Source organism: Streptomyces sp. NBC_01481 (genome assembly GCF_026339995.1).
GTDB lineage: Bacteria > Actinomycetota > Actinomycetes > Streptomycetales > Streptomycetaceae > Streptomyces.
Genome location: NZ_JAPEPT010000004.1, coordinates 702,178 through 727,770, shown reverse-complemented (window position 1 = coordinate 727,770; position 25,593 = coordinate 702,178). Strand labels below are relative to the sequence as shown.

The following is a 25,593-nucleotide window of genomic DNA, read 5'->3' as shown; positions in this document are numbered from 1 at the left end:
ATCGCTTTACCTGACATGGAGGCTACCCCTCTCCGCGTCAGATGTAAAGCGATCGCTATACTTACGGGTATGGGCACAACGACATCAACTACCGGGGCGACCCGCGGCGGGCGTGGCGCGCGTGAGCGCATCCTGCAGGCGGCGGAGGAGCTCTTCTACGCACGCGGTATCCACGCCACCGGTGTGGCGGCGCTCATCGAGGCTGCGCACGTCTCGCCTCGGACCTTCTATGTGCACTTCCCGACCAAAAACGCGCTGGTGGAGGAGTACCTTCGCCGGTTCGAGTCGGAGAAACCGATCGCCGCCGAAGTAGAGCTGGAGCGCGCCGACTTGACCCCGGCTCAGCGACTGCTGGCGATCTTCGCCCCCATCGAGGGCGACTCGCCGGCGCTCATCCGCGGATGCCCTTTCCACAACGCCGTCGTCGAAGGCGCAGGAGAGCTCCCGGCAGTCGCCCGCCTCGCGCAGCGGCACAAGCAAGCCTTCCGCGATCGCCTCGTGGCCACCGCTGCTGAGGCCGGAGCAGCCGACCCGGAGACACTCGGCAGGCAATTCGCCGTGATCTTCGAGGGCGCCAATGCGCTGGCAGCCTCCACCAACGACGCACAGGTGTTCACGGATGCCTGGCGAGCCGCCAAGACGCTACTGGACGCATCCTTGAGCACCGTGCCCGGAGGGTAAGAGTTCCAATACCGATGCCCATGTGGAGAGAGATGCAGCACGGTCTGTGCGGCGGGAGCGCCCCTGGATGCGATGACGTTGGCGTTCGGCAGCTCACCCGGCGAGATCCGCGGCACGGGCACCCCGTGAGGGGGAGGTGTTCGGGTCGCTGCCGGCCACACCCGTCTCCTCGGGCTGCCTACTTCACCGGCCTGAGCACGTGCGTATCGGCAGGGACGGCCGTGCCCCCGCTTTGAGCAAAACGGCGTGAAGCCGACCGTATCGCCCTACTGTGATTCTCCGTCTACCTTCAGTGACGATGCGGCATGGGGTGAGGGCGAGTGTCGGGCGGTGGGGCAGGTCAGGAGGGGCAGGACTGGCGGTGGCGGCTCGCGGCGGCGGGTGACCCGTTCGCGATGCGTGTGTTGGCCGCCGCGTTGGCTGCGGATGGGCGTCACGACGAAGCAATCGCGTGGTGGCAGAAGTCGGCCGCGGCTGGCGACGAGACCGCGCTGCACGAGCTTTCGGATTATCTGGGCGCCGTCGAGGTCGAACGGCAGTTGCGGCAGTTGGCCGAGAGCGGTGACGTGGTCGCCATGGGGACTCTGGCGAAGCGCCTGCAGATCGGCGGCGCCGGTGAGCAGCTCTCCGAAGCTATCGAATGGCTGACCCGTGCCTCGAACGCCGGCGCCCCCCTGCGGTGGAAACTCGTCGCGGCCCTCGACAGCGCAGAACGCGCGGCCGAAGCCGAGGAGCAGCTACGACGGCTGGCCAAGGGCGGTGACGTAAAGGCGATGCTGGAGCTGGCGGAGCGCCTGCAGGCCGACGGCGCCGCCGAGCGACTCTCCGAAGCCGTCGAATGGCTGACCTGTGCCGCCACCGCCGGTGCCACCGTCGAATGGGCACTCGTCGCGGCCCTCGACAGCGCAGGACGCGTGGCCGAAGCCGAGGAGCAGCTGCGGCAGCTGGCAGACGGTGGTGACGCCACAGCGGTGGCGGAGCTGGTGGCCCGCGCTGCGGCGGATACGCGCCAGGAGGTGTCACGCAAGGAGCTGCACCGTCTGGCGCGCGTCCGCGGGACGCGGCACGTCCGATGGGTCGCGGAAGCACTTGCCCGCCTCGGTCGCCCTGACGAGGCCATCGAGTGGTGGGAGGGTGCTGACACCCTGGACGCCCGTGTCGCCTCTTCTCTGGCCGCGAGGCTGACAGAGCGACTGGGCCGAGCCGCTCAGTGGGCTCGGGATGACGGGGTTGAGTGGCAACTGCACGAGATGGCTGTCACGGGTGACGTCGAGGCGATGCGGGTGCTGGCCGGCTACCTCGCGCGGACCGGAAGGCCGACCGGTGCCGTCGAGTGGTGGACACGTGCCGATGCTGCCGACCACGTTCGTGAGTGGGGCGCCGGATGGGCACAACACGCAATGGGCTCGGCGTCGGCAGTGAGGCGTTCGCCCTTGGGCGAGGCCTCGGCTGAGGAAACAGCGCCGATCACTCCGGTGACCAGCCGATTCCTGGTGGCGCAGATGCCCTCTCACGCGGCGTTGTCCGGGCCGGTGAGTCTGATCGTACGGGTGCCGACCAGCCCTTCATCCATTGACAACGAGGTGTCGGCCCCGTTGCAGGGGTTCGAACCGGGCGGCGAGGGCACGCCGTTGACCGTCATTGTGCAGGCGCCTGCCGGGCTGGACCCTCAAGGACCTTTGGAACAGACCATCACTGTGGCGCCGTCGGGTGACCCGGCACCGGCGCGATTCTCATTTCTGGCCCGGGAAGAAGGCCTCCACCGCGTCAGGGTGACTGCCTGGGCGGGCGGGACCTTTCTCACGGAGATCGGCCTCGAGGTGTCGGTGGAGTCCGACGGCCCCTACGAGGTGGGGTCGCCAAGCGCCGCCACGGTGGGGGAGATTCGCAGCAATCCCGGTGAAGTCACGCTGCTCGTCGACCGCGTGGGCGACCAGTACACTTTCCGGCTCCTCTCAGACCGGTGCATCTACGGCGCCGTTCTCGCCCAGGCCCTCACGGCGAACCCGGAAGTGGCCACGGAGCGGGCGTTCGCCATGTTGCAGAGACTGGCAGCGGGCCGTGGGGACTACACCGGCGGCCATGCACGGCGCTGGATGAAGGAGACAGGCGTCGGTCTGTGGATCGAAATGGTTCCGGACCTGATCAAAGAGCAGTTCTGGCAGCTGCGGGATCACATCACGGCGTTCAGTATCGCGACCGAGCACGATGTCATCCCGTGGGAGCTGCTCTACCCCATCGCGCCGGGGCGCGACGAAGGGTTCATGGTCGAACAGTTTCCGGTCCTGAGAAACAGCCTGGGTCAGCCACGCTCCCCCGCCCTGCCCATCGACGAGCCGCACTACGTCATCTCCTCACGGGTACCCGTCAACGGCTCGAGCGAGATCGAGTCGCTTAGCCGGATCCTCGGCAACGGAAAGATCGTCAACACACTGGACGACATTCTCGCGGTGATCGATGCCGGCACGACGGGGCCACTGCACTTCACCTGCCACAACGCCTTCGACACCGGCGGCGGTGGTTCATCGATCGCCCTGGAGGGAGGCCCGTTCGTCCCGGCCCTGCTGAACAGCGCGGTCGCACGCCGCGCCCTGGAACGCAGCAGCCCGCTTGTCTTCATCAACGCATGCCGGGCCGCCGGAGTGGTCCCGCAGTACACCCAGATGCTCGGGTGGGCGCAGCAGTTCATGGGAGCCGGTGCCGGAGCCTTTGTGGGCACGCTGTGGGCGGTGCGCAGTGACAGCGCCCAGCGGTTCGCCGAAGCCTTCTACGCGTCTCTCTCCGCGGGCGAGGCGCTCGGTGCTGCGGCCCACCAGGCACGCTGTCACGCCGGACACGATGCCGCGGATCCCACCTGGTTGGCGTACACGGTCTACGGCAACCCCGCCGCGGTCGTGCCCACCCACACCTGATGCGAGGAAGCATGAACGTAACTGACGACGGCGTCCCCGTGGAGGACTTGGTGGCCGCGGTCAAGAGTGCGGTGACGCAGTCGAACATATCGGCCACAGATACCGAGAGGGATCTGCGCATCACCTCGGTGCGACTCACCCTTCATGCCGTTGCCGCCGCGACGGCGGGCAGCTCATGGAACTTTCGTCTGCCGTTCCTCGGCATGAAACTCAAGATCGGGCGCTCGGTGACTCAGCGGGACACCCATCTCATCGAAATGACCCTTGTCCCCCCTGATCTGGCACAGCAGCACGAGCTTCGTGACGGAACGGTGGACAGTGTGCTGGTCGATGCGATCACGATGATCCGCCGCGTGATGGCTTCGGCCAGTGCGGGCGAGGACCCGTTCCACCTCAAGGACAGCACGGTCAGCCTCGAGTTCGCGATCACTGAGGACGGGACCGTCTCTCTCGGCCTGGACGGCACACTGCACGAGGAAGTGACGCACACTCTGCTCATTACGATGGCTCCCCCGGCATTGGCGCTCCAGCCGGACGCCTGAAGCGCGTCCCCGCGCTCCACACAAGATCCTCTTCGCGTCAGTGCCCGGCACCATCCAGGCTGCAGACAGCCCGTCAGGCGCACGCCAGGGCGTACGAGGCCATTCACCGCATCAGGCTTCGACTTCCTTCGGCCTGCGGTACTACAAGGCGGCGTGCGCGTCCTGCGTCTGGCGGACGGTCCGCAGACGGTCCTTGAGGGGCACACGCCGCGGTGGTGCACAGCGCCGATCAGCCGCGACGGCCTGCTCCCGGGACAGCTGGCGTTGTGCCGTACGGGCGCGGTGGGCACATATGGCGGCCGCCGTGGCGGTGAGCACCACAGCGGCCGCGATGAGGGTGGTCATGGTGCTCACCTCCTCCGTGTGGGGTGTTGGGGTCATGGGGTGGGCGGCTTCGCCGCCGGGGTGTCCAGAGCCCGCTCGTCGTGGGCGGCCTGCATCGCGGTCGGCAGGTACGGCCAGTACGTGAACTGGGGTGCGGTGCGGTCCTTGACCGACCGGAGCGCGGCCTGGTGCTGCGGGGATCCCGGGTACACGCCCGCCCGGGCCGCGGCCTTGAAGCGGCGCCAGGCCCATGCGGCGGCCGCGTACGTAGCGCCGACAGCGGCGCCGATCGGGTAGAGGAGAGGTTGGCCATGGCGGGGCCTCCTGTCGATGTGGTGGGGGCCCCGCCTTTCGGGGCTGTTCGCTGGTGAGCTCCGGCTGCTCGTGCTCGATGGCGCGCTCCTGGTCCTCCGGCGTGAGGTCCGGTAGCAGGCGCCACAGACGTGCTCGTCGGGCGAAGGGGCCAGTCGCCTCGTGCCGGTCGCCGTACTGCGGGAAAGTCCGCTTCCCGCTGCGGGTGACGGTGGGGTGGTGAGCCATCGCAACCCAGGCAGCGCCGCCGGGCCTGGGCGGAGTGCCGCCGCCGATGGTCGCGCTGGCGCGGAGGTGGTCGGTCGACCAGAAGTTGAGGAACCCCATGGAGTAGACCCCGCCGTGGTAGACCGCGTCGTGGTAGAGGTTCGTGAACCCGCTGTAGATCAGCGCGCAGGTCAAGTGCGGCGGGCGCTGCGCGGCGGCCAGCCACTGGTTCACGCTGTAGGCGCTCTCCCCGATCATCGAAACCTTCCCGGTCGACCAGGGCCGGGAGGCGATCCACTCGATGGTGTCGTAGAAGTCGCGCTGCTCGGCGGGCCCGAACAGCGCGAACTCCCCCTCGGACATGCCGGTGCCGCGCTGGTCGCCGATCACGACGGCGTAGCCGTGGCCGGTCCAGTAGTCGATCGGGCCTGTCTCGATGTACCGGAAGATCGACACCGCCGGCAGGTACAGCAGGTCCTCAGGCCACCCTGCGCCTGTGGGAAGACCCCGCCTCCGCCGAGATCCTGCGTTCCATCATCCTCACCGCCGCCCAGGAACCCGCCGCCATGCACCGCCTACGGCAGTTGTTCTCCGAACTCGTCCTGGCCGTCGTCTCCCACAGCCTGCCCGACGCCGAACGCACCCTGCGCGCCAGCCTCATCGCCACCCAGATCGTCGGCATGGTCATGAATCGCTACATCTGGCAGGTCGGCGACATCGCCACCCTTCCCGCCGACACCGTCACCGACCTCCTTGCCCCCACCATCCAGCACTACCTCGCCGACCCCCTCCCCACGAAAGCTCAGCGACCGCTTGCTTGACTGTCTTGGCTTGCCTGACGCCGATCGACGCCAGGGCTCCGTCGGTGATGGTGTGCAACTTGGCGGCGGCCGTACCGGCCCGGACAAGCACCAGCAGACCTTGGTAGAGGGCCAGGAGTGGGCGGCCGACATCTCGACGTCGAGTTCTGCGGGCAGCAGCTGCTGGGCGCGGGCGCGCGTCAGTGCGTGGGCGAAACCAGACTCGTCTCTGTCCGCGTCACTTCCGTTGCCTATCGGGCTGGGCTTATGGCAGGTCGTGGCCGGCCCCGGTCTGGGATGCCATGCGCTGCACGGAGCGGCAATCTCCGCCCGGTCCTGAAACCGGCCGAGCGGGTCGCTGAGGAGGTTCATCGCCCGGTCACCGCTCGACCGTGCCACCGTCCCGCCCGCCACACACATAGCGTTACGCCGCAAGAGCACCAAACGACTTTGGCCAGATTGGCCGTCTGACGGGTGTTCGAATCCGGCGATACTCAGCACTGGGCAATCCGTCCCAATCCCCACGTCCGGAGGCCGCTGATGCCCCAGACCAGTGTTCCCACCACCGCCGTGCTCGACGCCTGGCTGTCAGGCGCCGAGAGCGCGTACGGCCAGACCAACCCCGCCGGGCCCCTCTACATCGGCGGCGCCGCCGCCGAGGCTGCACTCACCGACCCGAGCGACTCCCTCTACGGCTTCTGTTCCAGCCCGAGCGGGTCGCGCGGCAGCTGGTGCTGCTGATCACCTGCGGCGCCTTTAGGACCCTCTACGGAGGGACTTCCTACGGAGTGCCTTCTCCGAGGCGCGCTGCCTGACCGTTTCTCCTGCGGAATGCGCTTCTTTGGGGGGCGCCGTGCGGAGTGCGCTTCGAAACAAGGGCGTGGGGAACTGACTGCCAAGCAACGACGCGTCCGCACCTCGGTCGCGCAGTTCCCCGCGCCCCTTTGAGGCGCCCGAGGGCGCGAACGCGCGGCGGAATGGGGAGGGTAAACGGTGAGCGGAGTGGCGCCGGAAAAGAAGGACGAGGCGGAATGGTTCGCCCAACCCGTACGAACCATCGCCCGACCATGGCGGGAAGAGCTGGCCCGGCGGCTGACCGCCGTGGACGCCCTGGGCCGGAAGGAACGAGAAGCGGTGCTGGAGGCCGGCCACACCGCCCTGCTCAAGTCCTTGCACGCGAAGCTGTCCCGCATGTTCCTGATTGAACTGCACGCGCTGCGCTTGGCAGAAGGCGGCGGGCGGGCCGCCCCTGGCGCAGGGGCCGGATCCGACACGAGGACGTGGGCCGCGTTCATCGAGCAGGCCGGTGAGGAGGGCTATCTCGACCGGCTGGCCGGCCGATACCCGAGCGCCGGCCCGCGGATCGCGTCGGTAGCTCGGCTGTCGGTGGCGGCGACGGCCGGTTTCGCGCAGCGGTTCGCCGCGGACCGCGAACTGCTGCGGCCGCTGCTGGGGGGACCCGCGGGGGAGCTGCGAGCCGTCGCGTTCGGTGCGGGCGACACCCACCGGGGCGGCCTGACGGTCAGTCGGGTTGACTTCACTGGCGGGAGCGTCATGTACAAGCCCCGGCCGTCCGAGGCCGACGTGGCGCTGGAAGCGCTGCTGGAGGAGCTCTACGCTGACTTTCCCGGTGCCCCGGCGCCGGATGAGCGCATCCGGGTGCCGCGGACACTGGCGCGCGAGGGTTACGGCTGGGCCGAGTTCGTCCGCCACCGCTACTGTGCGGACGACACCGAACTCGCCGCGTTCTACCGCAACGTCGGACACTGGCTGGCCGTCCTCCGCTGCACCGGCGGCACCGACATGCACGCCGAGAACATGATCGCCGCGGGCCCGGTCCCGGTGATCGTGGACGCTGAGACGCTCTTCGACGTCCCCGCGCCCTTCCCGCCCAGCGGCCGGGGGGACGCGGTGGACGTGGCGGCAGCGGCCATCCGCCGTACGGTGCTGCGTACCGGACTGCTGCCCGTACGCGGCACCGGCTTCGCGCTCGGCGGGGTGGACATCTCCGGGATCGGGGCGCTGCCCGGCCAGCAACCGCTGATCCCGAACCCGGTGATCGCAGATGGTGGCAGCGCGGCGGCTCGCTTCCAGGTGGACCTGGTGGCGATGCCCACCGCCGGCAATCACCCGAGCCCCACCCCGGTGCTGAGCACGTACTGGGACCGGATCCTGGCCGGTTTCCTCGAGATGACCGCGCACCTGCGCCGGCCCGGGGTCGACGCGTACCGGCTGCTGCGCCGCTTCGAAGGCGCCCAGGCGCGGCGGATCCTGCGGCCGACGCAGGCGTACGTCGACATCGGCCGGATGCTGTGGCACCCTGCGTCGTTGCACGATGAGGCGGCGGCACTCGAGCGCGCCCGGGACATCCTCCGGCGCAACGCCGAGGTGCTGCCCGGCGCGCCGACCGACCGCGCGGCAATCGACGGTGAGATCGCGGACCTACTGGCAGGCGACGTACCGATGTTCACCTTCACCGTGGACGCGGCCGCCGTACGGACCACCGTCGAGGACTGGCGCACCACCGACCTGGCGCTGGAGGAGTCGGTGATCCAGGACGCGCTGGTGGGCGCGTACCTCAATGAACGTTCGCTGCCTGAGCGGGTGCAGGCCGCCGCCCGCGACCCGCACGCCCGTGACCGGGAGCGGCGCCGCCGCGACCTGGCCGCGCAGATGGTACGGCGGCTGTGTGACGGGGCGGTGCGCGGCGAGGACGGTACGGTCACCTGGATCAGCCCTGTCTTCACCCCCGCCGGGTGGTCCATCAGGGTGCTGCCAGCCGACCTCTACACCGGGCAGGGCGGGGTGGCGCTGACGCTCGCGGAGTACGTGGCCGAGGTGCTGGCCGGGCGGGCGGACGATGTGCCGGGCGTCGCCGAGACGTTCGAGGGGGCGCTGCGGGTACTGGTCGGCACCGAGGACCGTACGCCGACGCCGTCACCCGGGGCGTTCAGCGGTGCCGCGTCGCAGGTGTGGACGTGGATGGCGTTGCACCGGGTGCTCGGTCAGGACTGGCTGCTGGAGCGGGCCACCGAAAGGGCCCTGCTGCTCGCGGAAGGCCGACTGGTCGAGGACGACGTCGAGGTGGACCTCCTCAACGGGGCGGCTGGCGCAGTCGTCCCCCTCCTCAACCTGGCCGCGGCGACCGGGCAGGACCGCTGGCTCGGCGCCGCCGCACACATCGGCCGCCGGCTGACCGCGCTGGCCACGGTCGACGCGAGCGGCGCCCGCTGGACGACCCGGCTCAACCCCGAGGGCATCGGCGGCTTCGCCCACGGCGCCACCGGGCTCGGCTGGGCGCTGACCCGGCTCGCCCTCAGCGACGCGGGTTCCGCGGCCGAACAGCGCGGCTGGACCCACCTCGCCGAGCGGGCCTTCGCCTACCAGGAGTCCCTCTACCAACCCGAGCACGGCAACTGGCGCGACGTCCGCATCGGCGCGGAGGAGGACTTCTTCACCAGCTGGTGCCACGGCAGCGCGGGAGTTGGCATCGGCATGCTCGATCTCCACCGACGCGCGGGCGATCCCGCCCACCTCGACATGGCCCAGCGCGCAGCACGCGCCTGCGCCGCCGAAGGCTTCGGCTGGAGCCACACCCTGTGCCACGGCGACCTCGGCCAGTGGGAATTCCTCACGTCCCTGAACTTCGGCGACCCCTCTGACCTCGACGCCGAAATCCTCACCGGCCTCGAACAACGCGGCCCGGTCGGCGGGCTGGCCCGCGAAGCGTTCTCCCCCAGCATCATGTCCGGCCTCTCAGGAGTCCTTCACACCCTCCTCCGCATGCACCCCGCGGCCACCCTGCCCAATCCCCTACTCCTCGACTGACAGTGGGAATGTGAGTGGTGGTTCTGCTGATGCGTGTGACTTACCGACTGACTGACGTCTTCGACTGTCCTGTTGGGGATTTGTCGGCGCGTCGGTGGGGCCACCGGCGTCCCCAAGAGCCGGGACGGCGTGGTCGAGGCGGTACGCGTGCTGCGGATCGCCCGCCGCAGCGCGGTCAAGGCCCGCACCCAGGCGATGAAGCAGATCCGGGCCTTCTGGTGTCCGCATCCGCGATGCTGCGCGAACGGGTCGCCGGTCCGGCGCGAGCCGCGCTTGTACGCACCCTGGCCCGGCTGCGATCTGTCACGCCCGCTGGCGGCCACCCGTGCGGCACTGCGCCGGCTCGCCTGTCGCCATCAGACGATGGACGAGGAGATCGCCGAGCTGGACGCCGAGATGGGCCCGCTGGTCAGCCAGGCCACTCCCGCGCTGCTCCAACTCCTCGCCTCGGCCGTGGACAGCCCGGAACGGATGCGTTCCGAAGGCGCGTTCGCGCATCTTGCCGGGGTCGCTCCGATCCCGGCCTCTTCCGGCCGCACCCACCGCCACCGGCTCAACCGGGGCGGTGACCGGGCCGCGAACAACGCCCTGCACACCATCGTGCTGACCGAGTGCGGGACCGTGGGACTCCCCGCGGTCAGCCAGCGCAACCTGCTCAACGATGCTCTCCCGTCCCGCCGACGCGAGCTCCGTGCAGCCACTGGACCTTGTCGTACAACTCGTCGGCGGTGAAGGAGGACAGCATGGCGTTGCGCGCGGTGGCAGCTTCCCCGGCAGGGTGATAGAGCTGTTCGCCCATGGCTCGGGCCACCCGCTGCGCCCTGGCTGTTCGCTCGCACCGCTCGGCTTGGTACTTCTCAAGCCGTTGCGCGGTGTCCTCAGCCGGCCCCGAGAGCAACTGGCCGATGAGTACCGCGTCCTCGAGCGCCATGCAGGCGCCCTGGGCCGCGTACTGAAGCATGGGATGCGCCGCGTCACCAAGGAGAGCCACGCGTCCGTCCGTCCAGCGGTCAACGGGGTCACGGTCACACAGCACCCATTCCTTCCAGTCGGTCCCCAGCTCCAGCAACTGCCGGGCCGTGTCGCTCAGATCGGGGAACTCGGTCAGCACGTGAGCTGTCTCGGCCGGCCTGCCGACCACAACGTTCTGTGCACCGTCGTCCCGAGTGGCGGCCAGGTTGAGGAACTTTCCGCTGCCGATGGGATAGTGAACGAAATGCCATTTGGGTCCGGCCCACAACGTGACAGCATTCCAACGGAGTTCCTCCGGAACCTGCTCCATCGGGATCACGGACCGGTAGATCGTATGTCCGGATACACGCGGGACGCCGTCGCCGACGATCTGGTGACGAACCGCGGAGCGGATGCCGTCGGCGCCGATGAGTGCCGCTCCGGTGAAGCGGCGTCCCGTGTCGGTGATGGCCGTGACACTTTCCGTGTCTTGCTCGTAGCAGGTCACTGAGCAGTTGGTGTTCAGCGCGATGCCCGGTTCCGCAACGCAGGCCTCCAGCAGCGCCTGGTAAAGGTCGCCGCGGTGCACCACGGTGTACGGATTGCCGAAGCGGGCACGATATGCGCCGGTGAGCGGCATAATCGCAACCTGCTCGCCGGTGGTGCCGTCCATGAACCTCAACTCGTCGATATGGACGGCACGTTGACGTACCGCTTCGCCGACACTCAGCCGGTCGAGGGCGTGGAAGGCGTTGGGGCCGAGCTGGATACCCGCGCCCAATTCGCTGAAGCTGTCCTTTCGTTCCAGGACGACCACCTGGCTGCCGTGCCGTGCGACACTCAGCGCCGCCGCAAGGCCGCCGATACCACCACCGGCAATGACAATCTTCATTGTTTTCACTTTCACTGCAGGAAGACTGGAAGTTCAGATCAGGGGGACCATCCGCGCGGGCGCGGGAAGCAGTTGGGGAAAACACCCCGGGGCGGAGCCGACTGCGGCAGGCCGAAGGCCGTACCTGATCTCCAGCTCCTTGCGGACCGCGCACAGGTTCTGGGCTATCGGCCCATTGATGACGAATGCGGGTGTGCGGCCCTCGTACTCGAGCCGGCGGGTGACATGGCGGTGCAGGACCGTGAGGGTCTGCTGCTCCAGACCGTCTTCCTGCAGCAGCTGCTCCCAGCCGGCCAGGATCTCCAGGAACACCTGGTGGACCACGTCCTCGGCCGCGCGGCGGCTGCCGAGATGGATCTCGGCGAAGGCATGGAAGAACTCCTGGTGGCCGAGATAGAAGCCCTCGTAGTCAAGGGGCAGCGGGGCACGCACCGGCTGGCCGTATCCGCCCTGGGGCGAGACGTCCCCAGGACGTCGTCGTCGCTCACTCGGGCCTCCGGCGCTCAGTAGTCATCGCAGTTCCTCTTCGTTGGGGGCAGCACGGCAACAAGCCCGCATCAGGACCAAGTTGGCCTGAACACCACGATGTCGGGAACGACGCCCGATCACTCATCACATCGACAAAAAAATCACCCGTTGATCACGAACAGGAACGCTACGTAGTTTCGACAATCGCACTCCAGTTCAAGAAGTCCCTCTGAACAGGGCCAACGAGCACCCGCGCGCGGGTCACCCACCGAGCCCGACACCTGAAGTGACACATGTCACAACAGAGTTGGGCGAAGGAGAGCACCCCCGAACCACCCCCGACCACCTCCCGCTCACCAGCGCCCCCACCCCACAACGCGTGAGCCGCGCCGACGAGGACACGCGAGGCGATCGGAACCACGAGTCACACCGGCTAGAGCTTGGGGCGCGGCCGCTGGGCCGGTCACAGCCACAGCCGGAGTCTGGCGTGCCGCCTCATCAGCGGGCGCCATCCCGAGCACTATGAGGTGGTGTCCAACCAAGGCATCGATCCCGGCCGTATGCGGTCACGCCCCGGCCGGTGCCGATCACGGTGGGAGGCGGCTGCACCCTGGTCGTCAACGTCGCCACCGAGATGACGCCATCGAGGGCGGCGTGAGAGCCAACCACACCGAGGTCACACCGCGCCTGCACCGGCAGCCGCGACCCAGGTGTGGAGGAGCGCAGAAGCCATCGGCGTACTGCGCAGCAACGCCGACCCCGACTACGGCCAAGACTCGCGCGGCAGCACCGACCGCGGTGCCGGCCTGTGGAACTGCGGGTCCGTCAACGGCAAGAACGGATTGAATCTGCGCTTCACCGTGGACGGTTCGGGAACCATCCACCCCCAGATCGCCCCGGACTTCGCACTGGAACCCCCGGTGCCATCGGGGGGCAGGCCCGCTCGACTTCGACCCGGCCGACGGAGGCACCGAGCAGCGCTGGACCACGGGCAAGGCTTGGGGCCGCCGGTTCCTTACCCACCGTCCGCAGCGGAACGCGAATGCCTGGTGAGGATCAAGAGCCGACCGGTTTGGCCGAGTCCGGCGATTCTACGATCACGGGTGCCCCGCTGAACGCGTCGAGGAGGATGCGGTCGCCGAGCGGGCGGTCCAGTTTCACCGTGACCTCCTTGATGAACAGGATGCTCGCGCAGGCACCCTCGGCCCTGTTGATGATCGAGGCCGACAGGACCACGTTGTCCCCGGTCTGGAGAACCTTCACCGCCGGGCCTTCGTCGCAGGAGCCGTGTCCGGCCGACAACGTGATGCTCCGACCGTCCTTGGCCACCGACTTGAGGCCCTGGAGCGGCATCAGGTCATCGGTCTGGGCCCGGGACTCCAACGGCTTGACCGGTGACTTCACCCGCATCGAATCGCCCAACGCGACGTGCTTGAGCGGGGTGTCGTATCCCTTCAAGGTGAAGAACCACGCCGGGACGCGAGCTGGTCCCCGGCTGGTGGCCATCGTGATCTCACCCAACTTCGCCCCGGTCACGATCAGCGGGTTCTTGTCGTCGTCCCCGTCCGCGCCCCCGGGCGCGTCGCCGTCCAACTGCTCGAACACCTGCTGAGCCGGCTTGAGGGGGGCGGCCAGCGAACCGCCGCCCTCCCACCGGATCGTGCCCTTCCCCGCCTTGCCGGGCAATGAGCCCTCCAGGTCGAAGTTCCGGTTCCCGAACGCCACCTTGTCCTCCCCGTTGCGGAAGGCGTACTGGGGCTCTTGGATCCACAAGTCCAGGGAGAAGAATCCGTCCCTCCACTGCCGGGCGGCCTGCGATCCCTTCCAGGCGTCGGAGACCTGCCGCGCGCGGCCGCCGTCGGGCGCGGCCACTCGAACGCTCGGACCGGGGTCAATGTCGGCGACCACGGTCTGTTCGCCGCATCCGGCCACTCCGGCCGCAGACAGAAGCAGGCAGAGGGCACCCAATCCTCGAACTGTTCGCATATCTCCCCCAGTCGTCGTATCTCACCCGGCGCGGATGAGACGTGTGCCCGGCGCTCGGGGTTTCGTCTGCGGCGCATTCCAGCTCGGGGTCGCCCCGCGGGTGCGCAGCAGCTCCAAGGCGCGGACGCCGTTGCTGACGGCCGTCGCCAGGATGGCGCGGTCACGGTTCGAGCGCAGGGCCGCGAACAGCTCGTTCCACCGCTCGTCCGGCATCTGCCGGGGTCGGCGCCGAGGAACTCCAGGGTTTGCAGGAAGGGGGAGGAGCCGCCCGGCTCCTCCCCCTCGTCACGCATCGTCGGGCCAGAACTGGACCAGGTAGCGCTCCACTCCCTCGGGGACGCCCTCGCGAGCGAGCCTGCGAACAGCCTCGCGGCCCCGGCAGTGAGCCCGTACCCGCCATCCGGCACCGTGATCGGACAGCTGCACATGCCCATGCATCGGGCCGCCGGCCACCGTCCACACAGCCAGCTGCCCCGCGGAGCACGAGATCCGGCTCTCGGCCACCTCGTCCCAGCCATTCCTGCGCCCGGCTGCCGCCGGTGGGCCGTCCCACACTTCCGCTGCCAGCGCCGCGGTGTGGGTGTGGCCTGCACTGGCGAAGTCGAGCCGGCCCTCATGCGCAGTCAGGAACGCTCCCTGCTCGAAGCCTTCGGGAAAAGATACGGGCACCGTCGAGTCGTCCACGTCCTGCAGGCACCAGCCGTAGAAGTCCACCTCCACGTCGAGGTCTTGCCTGCTGACCAACCGAGCCATCGCCAATCCCCTCTCATCCCAAGCGTGCGCCGCACCCAACCACGATGAACCGTGCCCAGCCGGAGTGGCACCACCCCTGAATGATGGACCTGAGAATCGAGGCGTACGGAATACCTACCGCCCCAGCCCGGGCAGGTCCACTACGCGGGGTCCTACCGGTCCGCGAACCGGAGCACGCATTGGATGAGGGGCATTGCGTCCTCGACGAAACCGACGGCGTCTTCGGGGCTCATCCACTCGCCCCTCTCGGGTCAGCCGCTGAGGATGACGGCCGCTACGAGCTCGGCTCGCCACACCCGCCCCTGGACTTCGCGGTCATCCACTACTGGGCCTGGTGCAAGCGAGCAGCCGACCCGCGGGCTCGGGCCGGCCGACACGCCAGCGATGGCCTCTGCGGCCGGTGCGGCCTGCGGCCTCCGGGTCAGAAGCCGCACCAAGTGCCGGAGCCGTTACCGGGCAGCAGGGAGTCGCTCACCCACCCGTACGTTCCGTCGGTAACATTCCTGAGGTATGTCCAGGTGGACCCGCTGGAGTTGCTGGTGTAGCAGTAGTAGTCGAGGGTGTCCCGATTATCGGCCCAGCCCTTGATCGCACAGCTTGTGCTGGAGCCGCTGCGCATGTTCGCGCTGACGCCCGCCGTCTGCCGCACGTAGGCGGTGGCGTCGAGGTTGGAAGCCGTCCGGCCGCAGTACGCCGCCGCGGACGCGGGCACGGCCGTTCCAACTACGGCTACCGGAACAGCGAGTGCGGCCAGGGCCGCAGACACAAGCCCGGACACCGTCAGCCTGGACCTGAAGTTCGTGATCACTTTTCCTCCTGTGCGAGGGGAAGGTGCGATGACGTACACGCCTTGAGACGCAGCTGCCCGTGATTCCCCGGTGTCACGGCCGCTGTTCACACGGTGCGGCAGGGGGGTTGCCAACGACCTTGCAGGTATCTTGCATCGCTGGTCAGTGGGTGGTTGGGTGGGCGCTCGGGGCGTGGCGGGGCGGGAGCCGACGCCCGGGCCACGCAGAGCGGCGCCGGGGGGAGGGCAAGTGGAGTTTCTGCTGCTGGGGCCGGTGGAGTTACGGGTCGCGAGCCGCTCGGTGGATCTGGGTTCGGCCAAACAGCGCATAGTCCTGGCGGTGCTGCTGGTGGACGCGGGGCGCTGGGTGGCGGCCGAGACGCTGATCGACCGGGTCTGGGGCGAGGACCCGCCGGCTCAGGTACGCACCTCGCTCTACGCCCACATTGCCCGGAACCGCCGGGCTTTGGCGGGCATCGCTGCTCCCCTTGATGGGAGCGCGGACAGCGGTGCCACCGGACCGCAGCTTCGGCGTGGCTCCGGAGGATATCTGCTGGACGTGCCGCCCGACCGGGTGGATCTTCACCGGTTCCGGAGCCTTGTCGCGCAGGCCCGTGACGCGGGCCTCACGGACGTCGCGCAGGTGGCGGTGCTGCGTGAGGCGCTCGGGTTGTGGCGCGGTGAGCCGCTGGCCGGGCTGTCCGGTGATTGGGCGGCACGTACCAGAGAGGGCTTGCGGCAGCAGCGCATCGACGCGGTGATGGCCTGGGCCGATGCCGAGTTGCGCGTGGGCGGTCACGCGCAGGTGATCGGTGCCCTGACCGGTCTGGTCGCCGAGCATCCACTGGTCGAGCCACTCGCCGTGGCGCTGATGCGGGCGTTCCAGGTCGCCGGGCGCGGCCCGGAGGCCCTGGCCTGCTACAGCGTCCTGCAGAAGCGGCTGGCCCAGGAGCTCGGCACCGACCCGGGCGCCGAGGCGCAGCAAGTGCACCAGGCGATCCTGCGCGGTGAACCTGCCCCACCCGCGGCCCGCAGCACACCGCCGCCCGCCGGCGCGGAGGCCCGCCGGGCCTTCCCGGCGCAACTCCCCCTGGAAGCACGAGGGTTCACCGGGCGGGAGGAAGAACTGGCCCAACTGGACGGGATCCTGGCAGCGGCGGCGGAACAGCCGGCCGCGGTGGTGGTCTCGGCGGTGTCAGGGACGGCGGGGGTGGGCAAGACGGCGCTGGCGGTGCACTGGGCGCACCGGGTGTCCGACCGCTTCCCGGACGGCCGGCTGTATGTGAACCTGCGCGGCTTCGACCCCTCGGGCGTGGCGGTGACGCCGGACCAGGCGGTGCGCGGCTTCCTCGACGCGCTGGGCGTACCGGGCGAGCGCGTCCCGGCGGACCTGGAGGCGCGGGTGGGGCTGTACCGCAGCTTGCTGGCCGGGCGGCGGATACTGGTCGTGCTGGACAACGCCGGCGCCGCGGAACAGGTCCGCCCGCTGCTGCCCGGTACGGCCGGCTGCCTGGCCGTCGTAACCAGCCGCAACCGGCTGGCAGGACTGGTCGCCGCCGAGGGCGCCCACCCGATCGCCCTGGACCTGCTCTCACCGGCAGAGTCCCGCGATCTGCTGGCGCAGCGCCTCGGCGCGCACCGGGTGGCAGCCGAACTGGACGCCGTGGACGAGATCATCACCCGGTGCGCCCGGCTGCCGCTGGCCCTGGCCATCGCGGCCGCCCGCGCCGCCACCCGGCCCGCCGTCCCTCTCGCAACCCTGGCCGGCGAACTGCGCGCCGCCGACGGTGGCCTGGAAGCCTTCACCGGCGACGACCCGATGACCGATGTGCGTACCGTGTTCTCCTGGTCCCACCACGCCCTCAGCTCGGGCGCGGCGCGGCTGTTCGCACTGCTGGGCTTGCACCCCGGCCCCGAGTTCTCGGCCCCCGCCGCTGCCAGTCTCACCGGCCTTACTCTTCATCAGGTACGGCCTCTGCTGGCCGAACTGACCCGCGCCCACCTGATCGGCGAACCCGCCCCCGGCCGCTACACCCTCCACGACCTGCTGCGCGCCTACGCCGCCGAACAAGCCCACGCCCTCGATGCGGACACCGAACAGCACCCGGCCGCCCAGCGCATGTTCGACCACTACCTGCACACCGCCCACGCCGCCGACCACCTGCTCGACCCGCACCGCGCTCCCATCACCCCGCACCCGCGCCACCCCGGCGCAAACCCCGAGCGGACCGAGGACCCCGCGCAGGCAACTGCCTGGTTCACCGCCGAGCATCCGGTCCTGCTCGCCGCCGTACGACAGGCCGCCGACACCGGACTGGACGCCCACGCCTGGCAACTGGCCTGGGCCCTGACCACCTACCTCCACCGGTGCGGCCGCTGGCACGAACTCCTCACCACCCAGCACACCGCCCTGCATGCCGCCCGGCGGCTGCCCGACGAAACCGGGCAGGCCCACGCCCACTACGGCCTCGCCCTCGCCTACCGCGCACTGGGCCGCCCGGACGACGCCCATCCCCATCTTGAGCAGGCCCTCGACCTGTTCCGCCGGCTCGCCGACCCCGTCGGCCAGGCATTCACCCGGATCAAGATCACGTGGGTGCTGGCCCAGCACGACCGCTACGAGGAAACGGGAGACCACCTCATGCAGGCGCTGGAGCTATTCCGAGCCGCCGGCCACCAAGTCGGACAGGCCAAGGTCCTGAACAACTTCGGCTGGTACCAGGCCGAGCGCGGCGACCGCCAAGCCTTGACCTACTGCGAGCAGGCCCTGGACCTGTTCAAGGACAGCGGAGACCGTGAGGGCGAGGCGAGCGCATGGGACACCTACGGCTACGCCCATCACCGCCTCGGGAACATCCGCCAGGCCATCAGCTGCTACCACCACGCACTGGAACTGCACCGGGGACTCGGCAACCGCTTGGACGAAGCCGAAATGCTCACCCACCTCGCCGAGAGCCACCACGCCGCCGGCGAAACCGACGCGGCCCGCGACACCTGGCAGCACGCCCTGACCATCCTCGACGACCTCGACCACCCCGACGCCGAAAAGATCCGCACCAGGCTGAACGCTTCCAGGTGACCACCGCTAGTGAGCGGCTTGGCCCACGACGCCAGCTCCATTCCCGTGTCTGGCCCGACACACCCTGGCGGAGGCGGCCGTAGAGGAGACACCGTCCTCGACACCACCATCGACGGAGTCGCGGAGAGAGCAAGGCCCTCGACGACCTCAGCGACCGCCTCGGCAAGAAGGTCCCGACGCCATCACCAAGAGCTCCAAGACCCACAAGGACACCGAGGCGAGCCGGAGCGAGTGGCAGGGGTGTGCACGCAGCCCGGGCCGAGCATCCCAGCGAGCGCCCGCCGGCCGCTACCGTCGTCGGCGCATCAAACGCGCACCGGAAGAATGAGCAGCTCTGCCGGAACCGGCGTACTGAAGGTGGAGGGGAACCGACCCACGAAGCCCTTCCGTACCGGAGGTACCTCGCCCGTGACCACCAGCAAAGCGGCCCCGAGTCGGGTTGACGACCGCGAGGCGAACGATCCTCAGGGTTGGCAGTTCAACTCATCCCTCGTCCTCACCATGCTGCTGCTTCTGGTGGTTTTGCTGCAGGGGCCGATTCGCCGGGCGTTGTCCGCGCCGGTGATGCAGAGCTGGATGACCGTGTTCGTCGCAGTGTTCGTCCAGGCCCTGCCCTTCCTCGTGCTCGGTGTGCTGCTGTCGGCGATCATCGCGGTGTTCGTCCCGCCGTCGTTTTTCGCCCGCGCGCTGCCGAGGCAGCCCGCCCTGGCGGTGCCGGTCGCCGGGATGGCCGGGGCGGTGCTCCCCGGCTGCGAGTGCGCCTCCGTGCCGGTGGCCGGGGCGCTGGTGCGCCGGGGCGTCACCCCCGCGGCGGCGTTGGCGTTCCTGCTGTCCGCCCCGGCGATCAACCCGATCGTCCTGACCGCCACCGCCGTCGCGTTTCCCCGTAACCCCGAGATGGTCCTCGCCCGCTTCGTGGCGAGTCTGCTCGTGGCGTGCGCGATGGGCTGGTTGTGGCAGCGGCTGGGCCGCACCGAGTGGCTGCGCCCACCAGCCCATCCGTCGTTCGACGGCCTCAGCAAGGGGGCGGCGTTCTGGGGATCAGTACGGCACGACGTGATGCACGCCGGCGGATTCCTCGTCGTCGGGGCGATGGCCGCGGCCACCCTCAAAGCCGTGGTTCCCGCCAGCTGGCTGCACACCGCGGCCAGCAACCCCGTGGTGGCGGTCCTCGCCCTGGCGATCCTCGCGGTGCTGTTGTCGATCTGCTCCGAGGCCGACGCGTTCGTGGCCGCGTCCCTGTCCCAGTTCTCGCTCACCGCCCGGCTGGCATTCCTCGTCGTCGGACCGATGATCGACCTGAAGCTGTTCGCCATGCAGACCGCCACGTTCGGCCGCGGGTTCGCGCTCCGGTTCGCCCCCGCCACCTTCACCCTGGCCGTCCTCATATCCGCCCTGGTCGGGGCGGTCCTGCTGTGAACCGGCAGGCTCAAGCAGCCGTTCTGTTCCTCGTCGGCGGGGCTGTGCTGCGCGCCGGCTTCACCGACCTCTACCTGCGCTACGTCAAGGCCGGGTTGCGCCCGCTGCTGCTCGTGGCGGGCATCGTCCTGATCGTCGCCGCCATCGCCACCGTCTGGTACGAACTGCGACGGCATCGCGCGAGCCAGGAGAACCCGCCCGCGCGTGAGGACCACGACCGGAGCAGCCACGCCCACCGCGAACCACTAATCTCCTGGCTCCTGGTCCTGCCTCTGTTCGCCCTCATCCTGGTCGCCCCACCCGCACTGGGCTCCTACAGCGCCATGCGCACCGGCACAGCCCTGCAAAAACCCTGGGGCTTCCCCGCCCTCCCCGCCGGTGACTCCCTCCAGCTCAGCGTCGTCGATTACGCCGGCCGCGCCGTTTACGACCACGGACGCTCCCTCGACGGTCGGCGGATCAAAATCACCGGCTTCGTCACCCTCGACGGCAACGGCGCGCCCTACCTGACCCGCATGGTCCTCAACTGCTGTGCTGCCGACGCCCAACCGGTCAAGATCGGCCTGTCCGGCCAGATTCCCCCCGTCATGCAACCCGACACGTGGCTCGAGGTCACCGGCACCTACACCAGCAAGCAGACCAAAGACCCGGTCAATGACGGCGTCATCCCGTTCATCAACATCAGCCAAGCCAGACCGGTCCCTGCCCCACACAACGAGTACGAGGAGTGAAGTAGTCAGGGACGCGGATCCGCTGCCAGGCGGGCCGAGCCTGCCACGAGTGAAGCGGTGAAATCGTGCCGCGGCGCGGTGAGCACCTGCTGTGCCGGTCCCTGCTCGATGAGCTCACCCGCGTCCAGTACGCCGATCCGGGCGGCGGTCGCTGCGGTGTGGAGGTCGTGGGTGATCAGGACCAGGGCCAGTTCGGGTCGGTCACGCAGCAGGACGGCGAGCGTGTCCAGGAGGCCGCGTCGGGTAACCGGGTCGAGGCCGGAGGTGATCTCGTCGCAGATCAGCACCCTCGGCCGGGCGAGCAGAGCCCGGGCGAGGGCGGTCCGTTGGAGTTCACCGCCGGACAGCCGGCTGGGCCTGCGCCGCACCAGCTCCTCCGTGAGGCCGAGGCCGGACAGGGTTTTCAGGGCCTCGGCAAGGGCCTCTTGCGGGTGCGTTCCTCGCAGCCGCACCGCCGTGCGTGCCACCTGGTCCAGGACCGGTCGGTGTTCGTCGAAGGCGGCGTTGGCGTCCTGGAAGACGTACTGGACCGCGGCCAGTTGTTCACGGGTCCGGGCGCGCAGGCTGTGCGGGAGGGGTATGCCGTCGATCAGCACATCGCCTGCGTAGTCCCGGTGGAGTCCGGCCAGGCAGCGGGCGAGCGTGGTCTTGCCGCTGCCGGAGCGGCCGACGACGGCCAGGCACTCGCCGGCGCGGAGGGTGAGTTCGGGGATGCACACGACTTCCTTGATGCCGGCGCCGTCGCGGTGCCGGGCGGTGAGGCCACGTACCTGGAGTGCCGTGTGTCCTTCACTCGTCGGCGGGCTGTCACCCGGCTTCCCATCCGCTGCCTGGAGTTCGGCGGTCCAGGGATGTCGCGGGGCTAGCCACAGTTGCTCCGCGGGAGCCGCCTCCACCACTCGGCCGCCGCGCATGACCAGAACCTCGTCGGCCAAGGCCCGGACGACATCCAGGTCGTGGCTCAGCAGGACCACGGCGATGCCCTGCCGGGCGACCGCAGCCAGCTGGTCGACGATGCGCCGCTTCGTCAGCACGTCCTGCCCCGTGGTCGGCTCGTCCGCGACCACCACCCTGGCGCCGAGCAGCAGTGCCTGTGCCAGGACGGCGCGCTGCTGCTGGCCACCCGAGAGCTGGTGCGGATAGCGCCGAAGCAGGGACTCGCCCTCCGGGAGCTGTGCGGCGGAGAGGGCGTGCAGGACACGCGTCCGGGCGCCAGCCCGGCGCTCGGGCCTGGGCAGGCTCCGCACCTGGCCGCGGGCGATGTCCCGCAGCAGTGCGCCGACCCGGCGTACCGGGTTGAGGACGGCGCCGGGGTGCTGCGGTACGTATCCGACGAGGCCATTGGGTACGCGTACGTCGCCGGTCACGCGGGCACCCGCCGGGTACTCGCCGAGCAGCGCGAGGCCCGTGGTCGTCTTGCCGCTGCCGGACGCGCCGACGAGTGCCGTGATTTTCCCGGGCCGGACCTGAAAGCTGACCCCGTCGACGATCGGCCGGCCGTCGATCTCGACGCGTAAGTCCTTGATCTCAGCGACGGCGCTCACGTCCGCCTCCTCCGTTGCAGTACGGCGTCGAAGAGCAGGTTGCTCCCCATGGTCAGGGCGACGATCAGCAGGGCAGGCACCACCACGGCCCAGGGTTGGACGAAAAGCCCCGTACGGTTGCGGTCCACCATCACCGCCCAGTCGGCGGCGTCCGGCTCGACGCCGACGCCGAGGAACGCCGCCGTGGCCACCAGGTAGAGCACCCCTGTAAGCCGTACGCCCGCGTCGGCGGCGAGTGTGCGTGCGATCGACCTGCCGACATAGCCGACGGCCATGCGCCACCACGTCTCTCCCTGCATACGCAGCGCCTCGACGGCCGGGCGTGAGGCCGCCTCGGCCGCGGCCGCGCGGACGATCCGTGCGGCGTCCGGGAAGTTGACCAGGGCCACCAGCATGGAGAGGCCCACCGCACCCGGCGAGAAGACGGCGGCCACCAGCAGGATCAACAGCAGCGACGGCACGGCGAGCAGCACGTCCACGGGCCGCATCAGCAGCTCTTCGAGCCATGTCCGGTGGGTGAGCGCGCTGATGAGTCCGAGGGGCAGGGCCACCAGGTAGGCCAGAGCCGTCGCGGCCAGAGCGACGAGGACCACGGACCGCCCACCAAGCAGCACCTGCTGCCATACATCCCGGCCGACGAAGTCGGTGCCGAGCCAATGTCCGCCGCCGGGCGTGAAGGAGGGCGCTCGTGGCCCGGGCTCGCCCGCGAACAGCGGCCCGAGCAGCGCCAGTGCGAGCGGTACGGCAACGATCACCAGGCCGAGCGTGAAGCGTCCCGGCCGGATGCCCCCGAGCGTTCTCATGCCGCCACCCCCGCCCGGGGCGAGAAACGGTGGACGACCAGGTCGGCGCCCAGATTGAGGACGACGGCGGTCAGTCCGAAGACGACCGCGAGGCCCTGCACCACGGGAACGTCCCTTTCCGCGACAGCATTCATCAGCACCGTTCCCAGCCCGGGGATCGCAAACAGCGCCTCCACGACGATCACCCCGCACAGCAACCAGTCGATCGTCCGGGCGAGTTGCTGGGCGGCAGGCGCGATGGCGTTGGGCAGTGCATGCGCGTAACGGATGCGGGCGCCGGAGATTCCGTAGCGGCTGGCCTGGGCGACATACGGCGAGGCAAGTGCTTCGATCATGCCTGCCCGTACCAGGCGCGCCAGTGAGCACACCGGCCGCGACAGCAGGACGAGGACAGGGAGGACCAGCGCCGCGGGGTGGGCGAGCAGATCGGTGCCGTAGCCGACGGCTGTCGGGGGCAGCCAGCCGAGACGCAGGGCGAACACGGTGATCAGCAGCACGCCGAAGGCGAACTCCGGGACCGCGTACACCCCCAGCGTCACCGAACTGACGAGCCGGTCCGCGAGCCGCCCCTCGTGGCGGGCGGCCAGCACTCCGAGGCCGACCCCGGCCGGCACCAGCAGCACCATGGTGGGCACGGCGAGCAGCAGGGTCGGCCCGAAGCCGTTCGCGATGTACGAGCTGACGGGCCGCCCCGAGGCCAGGGATGTGCCGAAGTCGCCGTGCAGCAGCCCGGCCGCCCAGTCCGCCAGGCGTTCGTACGCCGGCCGGTCCAGGTGCAGCGCCTCGCGGATGGCCGCGATCCGCTCCGGGTCGGGCTGGTCGCCGGCGAGCGCCACGGCGGCGTCGCCAGGCAGCGCCTCGGTGAGAGCGAAGACGAGCAGCACGACGGCTGCCGTCTGCGCCACGCCGAGCAGCAGCCGCCGGGCGACCCAGGACCGTAGTCCGATCACGCCAGCCAGACCTTGTCGAAGCGCGCCCAGTCGAGGGAGTTGGCGGGTGCCTTCTGCTCGACGCCCCGGACACTGCGGGCGGTGCCGAGGATCCAGTCGGCGAAGCCCCAGATCAGGAATCCGCCCTCGGCGTGCAGCCGGCGCTGCATGCGCTCGTAGACGGCGGCGCGGTCCTTCTTGTCCTTGGTGGACTGTGCCTGCTGGTACAGGGCGTCGAAGTCCTTGTGCTTCCAGTGGGTTGCGTTGGTGGTCGAACCTGTGAGCAAGCGCTGGGAGATGTGGGACTCAATGGGCATGGCGCCAGAGCGGTAGGAGGCCAGGGTCCCGGAGTCGAGGATGTCCTTCCAGTAGCTGTCCTTGCTGCCGGTCCTGATCTCGATTCTCACTCCGGCCTTGGCGGCCTGGTCACGGAAGATCGCCGCGGCCTCAGTGAAGCCAGAGGCGACGGGTGAGGTGTCGAGGGTGACCTTGAGCTTCTCGGCTCCGGCGTCCTTCAGCAGCTTGCGGGCCCGGTCGAGGTCCTGTTCGCGCTGCGGCAGGCCGCCGGCGTAGTACTCGTAGCCCTTGCCGAACAGGTCGTTGCCGATCTCGCCGGCGCCGGACAGGGCGCCGTCGACCAGCTCCTTGCGGTCGGCGATCAGGAAGAACGCCTCGCGGACTCGCTTGTCGTCGAACGGCGGCCGGTCGGTCTTCATGACGAAGCCCTGCATGGCGCTGTTGCGGAGCCGGACGATCTGGATCTGCCCCTTGTTCTCGTGGGCGCGGGCCGTGGCGGGGCCCAGTTCGTGGGCGTACTCGACCTGCCCGCCCAGCAGGGCGTTGGCGCGCGCCGATTCCTCGTTGGCGACGACGAACTCCAGCTCGTCGAGGTAGGGGGCACCGTCCCAGTACGCGTCGTTGCGCTTGAAGACGGCGGACTTGCCGGGCGCGAAGGACACAAAGCGGAACGGGCCGCTGCCGACCGGCTTCTTGTCGAAGTCCTTGAGCCCGTCGGGGACGATGTAGGCGCCGAACGCGGCAAGGACGTTGGGGAATTCGGCGGTCGGGCGCTTGAGGACGAACTCGATGGTGCGCTCGTCCAGAGCGCGGCTGGCCTTCAGGTCGATGGGCTCCAGCGAGGCCTTGGCCCGGAACGCCTTTGCCGGGTCGGCGATGCGGCGGTAGCTGTAGAGGGCATCCTGGGCGGTCACCGGCTTGCCGTCGTGGAAGGCCGCCTTGCGCAGGGTGACCTTCCAGCGGTCCAGGCCGGCATTCGGCTCCCAGGCAGAGGCGAGCCGGGGCTGCGCGGAGAGGTCCGGTCCGTAGTCGGCGAGCTTGTCGAAGAGGGCCTTGGCACGGGCGGCATCGGCGAAGAGATTGGCCAGGTGCGGGTCGAGGGTCTCGCTCGCACCACCGCCTGCGAAGGCGGCGCGCAGCCGTCCGCCGCGCTTGGGCTTGCCATCGCCCTTGGCGGGGTCGGCGGCGGTTCCGGAGCCGGCGCAGCCGGCGAGGGCGAGCGCGCCGAGTCCGGCCGCGCCTGAGGCTGCGGCGAGGAAGCCCCGACGGCGCAGGCCGGGGAACCGGGAGTCGTTGACGGGGACGTCGTTCATGTGGGTGTCCTTGCTGTGCGAGCGGATATCGGGCG

General features: G+C 69.7%; 20 protein-coding genes and 1 pseudogene. 10 read left to right on the top strand and 11 right to left on the bottom strand.

Annotation, left to right across the window (positions count from 1 at the left end; genetic code table 11):
* Positions 1 to 69 precede the first annotated feature (69 nt).
* The 3 genes from OOK40_RS25010 to OOK40_RS25000 all read left to right on the top strand — a co-directional run bounded on the left by OOK40_RS25010 (position 70) and on the right by OOK40_RS25000 (position 4,135).
* Entirely contained in the window at positions 70 to 681 is a 612-nt protein-coding gene (locus OOK40_RS25010) for a TetR/AcrR family transcriptional regulator (protein WP_266486080.1), read from the top strand.
* A gap of 320 nt (positions 682 to 1,001) precedes the next feature.
* Positions 1,002 to 3,593: a CHAT domain-containing protein gene (locus tag OOK40_RS25005; RefSeq protein ID WP_266486077.1), complete on the top strand. Its 2,592-nt coding sequence runs from the start codon at positions 1,002 to 1,004 to the stop codon at positions 3,591 to 3,593.
* Entirely contained in the window at positions 3,593 to 4,135 is a 543-nt protein-coding gene (locus OOK40_RS25000) for a trypco2 family protein (protein WP_323136106.1), read from the top strand. The genes OOK40_RS25005 and OOK40_RS25000 overlap by 1 nt, the downstream gene beginning before the upstream one ends.
* Positions 4,136 to 4,276: 141 nt before the next feature.
* Here OOK40_RS25000 and OOK40_RS24995 read toward each other — a convergent pair whose 3' ends face one another.
* Complete coding sequence (locus OOK40_RS24995) at positions 4,277 to 5,434, bottom strand: CocE/NonD family hydrolase (RefSeq protein ID WP_266486041.1); 1,158 nt, start codon at positions 5,432 to 5,434, stop codon at positions 4,277 to 4,279.
* On the opposite strand from OOK40_RS24995, the gene OOK40_RS24990 reads away from it, so the two are divergent.
* The 4 genes and pseudogenes from OOK40_RS24990 to OOK40_RS24975 all read left to right on the top strand — a co-directional run.
* The gene (locus OOK40_RS24990) at positions 5,407 to 5,799 is read left to right on the top strand and encodes a hypothetical protein (RefSeq protein WP_323136118.1); all 393 of its coding nucleotides are present in this window, start codon (positions 5,407 to 5,409) and stop codon (positions 5,797 to 5,799) included. The genes OOK40_RS24995 and OOK40_RS24990 overlap by 28 nt on opposite strands.
* Positions 5,800 to 6,318: 519 nt before the next feature.
* The gene (locus tag OOK40_RS24985; RefSeq protein WP_266486038.1) at positions 6,319 to 6,519 is read left to right on the top strand and encodes a DUF6229 family protein; all 201 of its coding nucleotides are present in this window, start codon (positions 6,319 to 6,321) and stop codon (positions 6,517 to 6,519) included.
* 252 nt (positions 6,520 to 6,771) lie between these two features.
* Positions 6,772 to 9,606: a type 2 lanthipeptide synthetase LanM family protein gene (locus OOK40_RS24980; RefSeq protein ID WP_266486035.1), complete on the top strand. Its 2,835-nt coding sequence runs from the start codon at positions 6,772 to 6,774 to the stop codon at positions 9,604 to 9,606.
* 93 nt (positions 9,607 to 9,699) lie between these two features.
* Positions 9,700 to 10,212: pseudogene (locus OOK40_RS24975) on the top strand (transposase); the annotation flags it as partial.
* A gap of 49 nt (positions 10,213 to 10,261) precedes the next feature.
* On the opposite strand, the gene OOK40_RS24970 reads toward OOK40_RS24975, so the two are convergent.
* The 6 genes from OOK40_RS24970 to OOK40_RS24945 form a co-directional block, all read right to left on the bottom strand.
* Entirely contained in the window at positions 10,262 to 11,449 is a 1,188-nt protein-coding gene (locus OOK40_RS24970; RefSeq protein WP_266486599.1) for a 3-hydroxybenzoate 6-monooxygenase, read from the bottom strand.
* A 33-nt stretch (positions 11,450 to 11,482) separates the two neighbouring features.
* Positions 11,483 to 11,881, bottom strand: a complete 399-nt coding sequence (locus tag OOK40_RS24965; RefSeq protein WP_266486032.1) for a hypothetical protein — start codon at positions 11,879 to 11,881, stop codon at positions 11,483 to 11,485.
* A gap of 1,092 nt (positions 11,882 to 12,973) precedes the next feature.
* Positions 12,974 to 13,885 carry a hypothetical protein gene (locus tag OOK40_RS24960; RefSeq protein WP_266486029.1) on the bottom strand — a complete coding sequence of 304 codons (912 nt, stop codon included), beginning with the start codon at positions 13,883 to 13,885 and terminating at the stop codon, positions 12,974 to 12,976.
* A 39-nt stretch (positions 13,886 to 13,924) separates the two neighbouring features.
* Positions 13,925 to 14,116, bottom strand: a complete 192-nt coding sequence (locus OOK40_RS24955) for a hypothetical protein (RefSeq protein ID WP_266486026.1) — start codon at positions 14,114 to 14,116, stop codon at positions 13,925 to 13,927.
* A 72-nt stretch (positions 14,117 to 14,188) separates the two neighbouring features.
* Positions 14,189 to 14,656, bottom strand: coding sequence for a hypothetical protein (locus OOK40_RS24950; RefSeq protein ID WP_266486023.1), 468 nt, complete (start codon positions 14,654 to 14,656; stop codon positions 14,189 to 14,191).
* A gap of 421 nt (positions 14,657 to 15,077) precedes the next feature.
* Complete coding sequence (locus tag OOK40_RS24945) at positions 15,078 to 15,464, bottom strand: SH3 domain-containing protein (RefSeq protein WP_266486021.1); 387 nt, start codon at positions 15,462 to 15,464, stop codon at positions 15,078 to 15,080.
* 229 nt (positions 15,465 to 15,693) lie between these two features.
* Between OOK40_RS24945 and OOK40_RS24940 the strand changes: the two genes are divergently transcribed.
* From OOK40_RS24940 to OOK40_RS24930, 3 genes are all read left to right on the top strand, one after another.
* Entirely contained in the window at positions 15,694 to 18,522 is a 2,829-nt protein-coding gene (locus OOK40_RS24940) for a BTAD domain-containing putative transcriptional regulator (RefSeq protein WP_266486018.1), read from the top strand.
* Positions 18,523 to 18,930: 408 nt separating this feature from the next.
* A complete protein-coding gene (locus tag OOK40_RS24935) occupies positions 18,931 to 19,941 on the top strand; it encodes a permease (protein ID WP_266486015.1) in 1,011 nt (336 codons plus the stop codon).
* Positions 19,938 to 20,672 (top strand): TIGR03943 family protein, encoded by a 735-nt coding sequence (locus tag OOK40_RS24930; RefSeq protein WP_266486013.1) that lies wholly within the window; start codon positions 19,938 to 19,940, stop codon positions 20,670 to 20,672. Before OOK40_RS24935 ends, OOK40_RS24930 begins: the two co-directional genes overlap by 4 nt.
* 5 nt (positions 20,673 to 20,677) lie before the next feature.
* On the opposite strand, the gene OOK40_RS24925 is transcribed toward OOK40_RS24930, so the two are convergent.
* Genes OOK40_RS24925 through OOK40_RS24910 form a run of 4 tightly spaced genes read right to left on the bottom strand, consistent with a single transcriptional unit; the run spans position 20,678 to position 25,558 of the window.
* Positions 20,678 to 22,216: an ABC transporter ATP-binding protein gene (locus tag OOK40_RS24925; protein WP_266486010.1), complete on the bottom strand. Its 1,539-nt coding sequence runs from the start codon at positions 22,214 to 22,216 to the stop codon at positions 20,678 to 20,680.
* Positions 22,213 to 23,019: an ABC transporter permease subunit gene (locus OOK40_RS24920; protein ID WP_266486008.1), complete on the bottom strand. Its 807-nt coding sequence runs from the start codon at positions 23,017 to 23,019 to the stop codon at positions 22,213 to 22,215. Before OOK40_RS24920 ends, OOK40_RS24925 begins: the two co-directional genes overlap by 4 nt.
* Positions 23,016 to 23,969 (bottom strand): ABC transporter permease, encoded by a 954-nt coding sequence (locus OOK40_RS24915; RefSeq protein WP_266486006.1) that lies wholly within the window; start codon positions 23,967 to 23,969, stop codon positions 23,016 to 23,018. Before OOK40_RS24915 ends, OOK40_RS24920 begins: the two co-directional genes overlap by 4 nt.
* On the bottom strand, positions 23,966 to 25,558 hold the full coding sequence (locus OOK40_RS24910; RefSeq protein WP_266486003.1) for an ABC transporter substrate-binding protein: 1,593 nt from the start codon (positions 25,556 to 25,558) through the stop codon (positions 23,966 to 23,968). Before OOK40_RS24910 ends, OOK40_RS24915 begins: the two co-directional genes overlap by 4 nt.
* Positions 25,559 to 25,593 lie beyond the last annotated feature (35 nt).

What these genes read in the sequence shown, in the direction of transcription:
- OOK40_RS25010 (WP_266486080.1), top strand. Translation starts at nt 70, where the DNA reads ATGGGCACAACGACATCAACTACCGGGGCGACCCGCGGCGGGCGTGGC.
- OOK40_RS25000 (WP_323136106.1), top strand. Translation starts at nt 3,593, where the DNA reads ATGCGAGGAAGCATGAACGTAACTGACGACGGCGTCCCCGTGGAGGAC.
- OOK40_RS24985 (WP_266486038.1), top strand. Translation starts at nt 6,319, where the DNA reads ATGCCCCAGACCAGTGTTCCCACCACCGCCGTGCTCGACGCCTGGCTG.
- OOK40_RS24970 (WP_266486599.1), bottom strand. Translation starts at nt 11,449, where the DNA reads ATGAAGATTGTCATTGCCGGTGGTGGTATCGGCGGCCTTGCGGCGGCG.
- OOK40_RS24955 (WP_266486026.1), bottom strand. Translation starts at nt 14,116, where the DNA reads ATGCCGGACGAGCGGTGGAACGAGCTGTTCGCGGCCCTGCGCTCGAAC.
- OOK40_RS24950 (WP_266486023.1), bottom strand. Translation starts at nt 14,656, where the DNA reads ATGGCTCGGTTGGTCAGCAGGCAAGACCTCGACGTGGAGGTGGACTTC.
- OOK40_RS24920 (WP_266486008.1), bottom strand. Translation starts at nt 23,019, where the DNA reads ATGAGAACGCTCGGGGGCATCCGGCCGGGACGCTTCACGCTCGGCCTG.
- OOK40_RS24910 (WP_266486003.1), bottom strand. Translation starts at nt 25,558, where the DNA reads ATGAACGACGTCCCCGTCAACGACTCCCGGTTCCCCGGCCTGCGCCGT.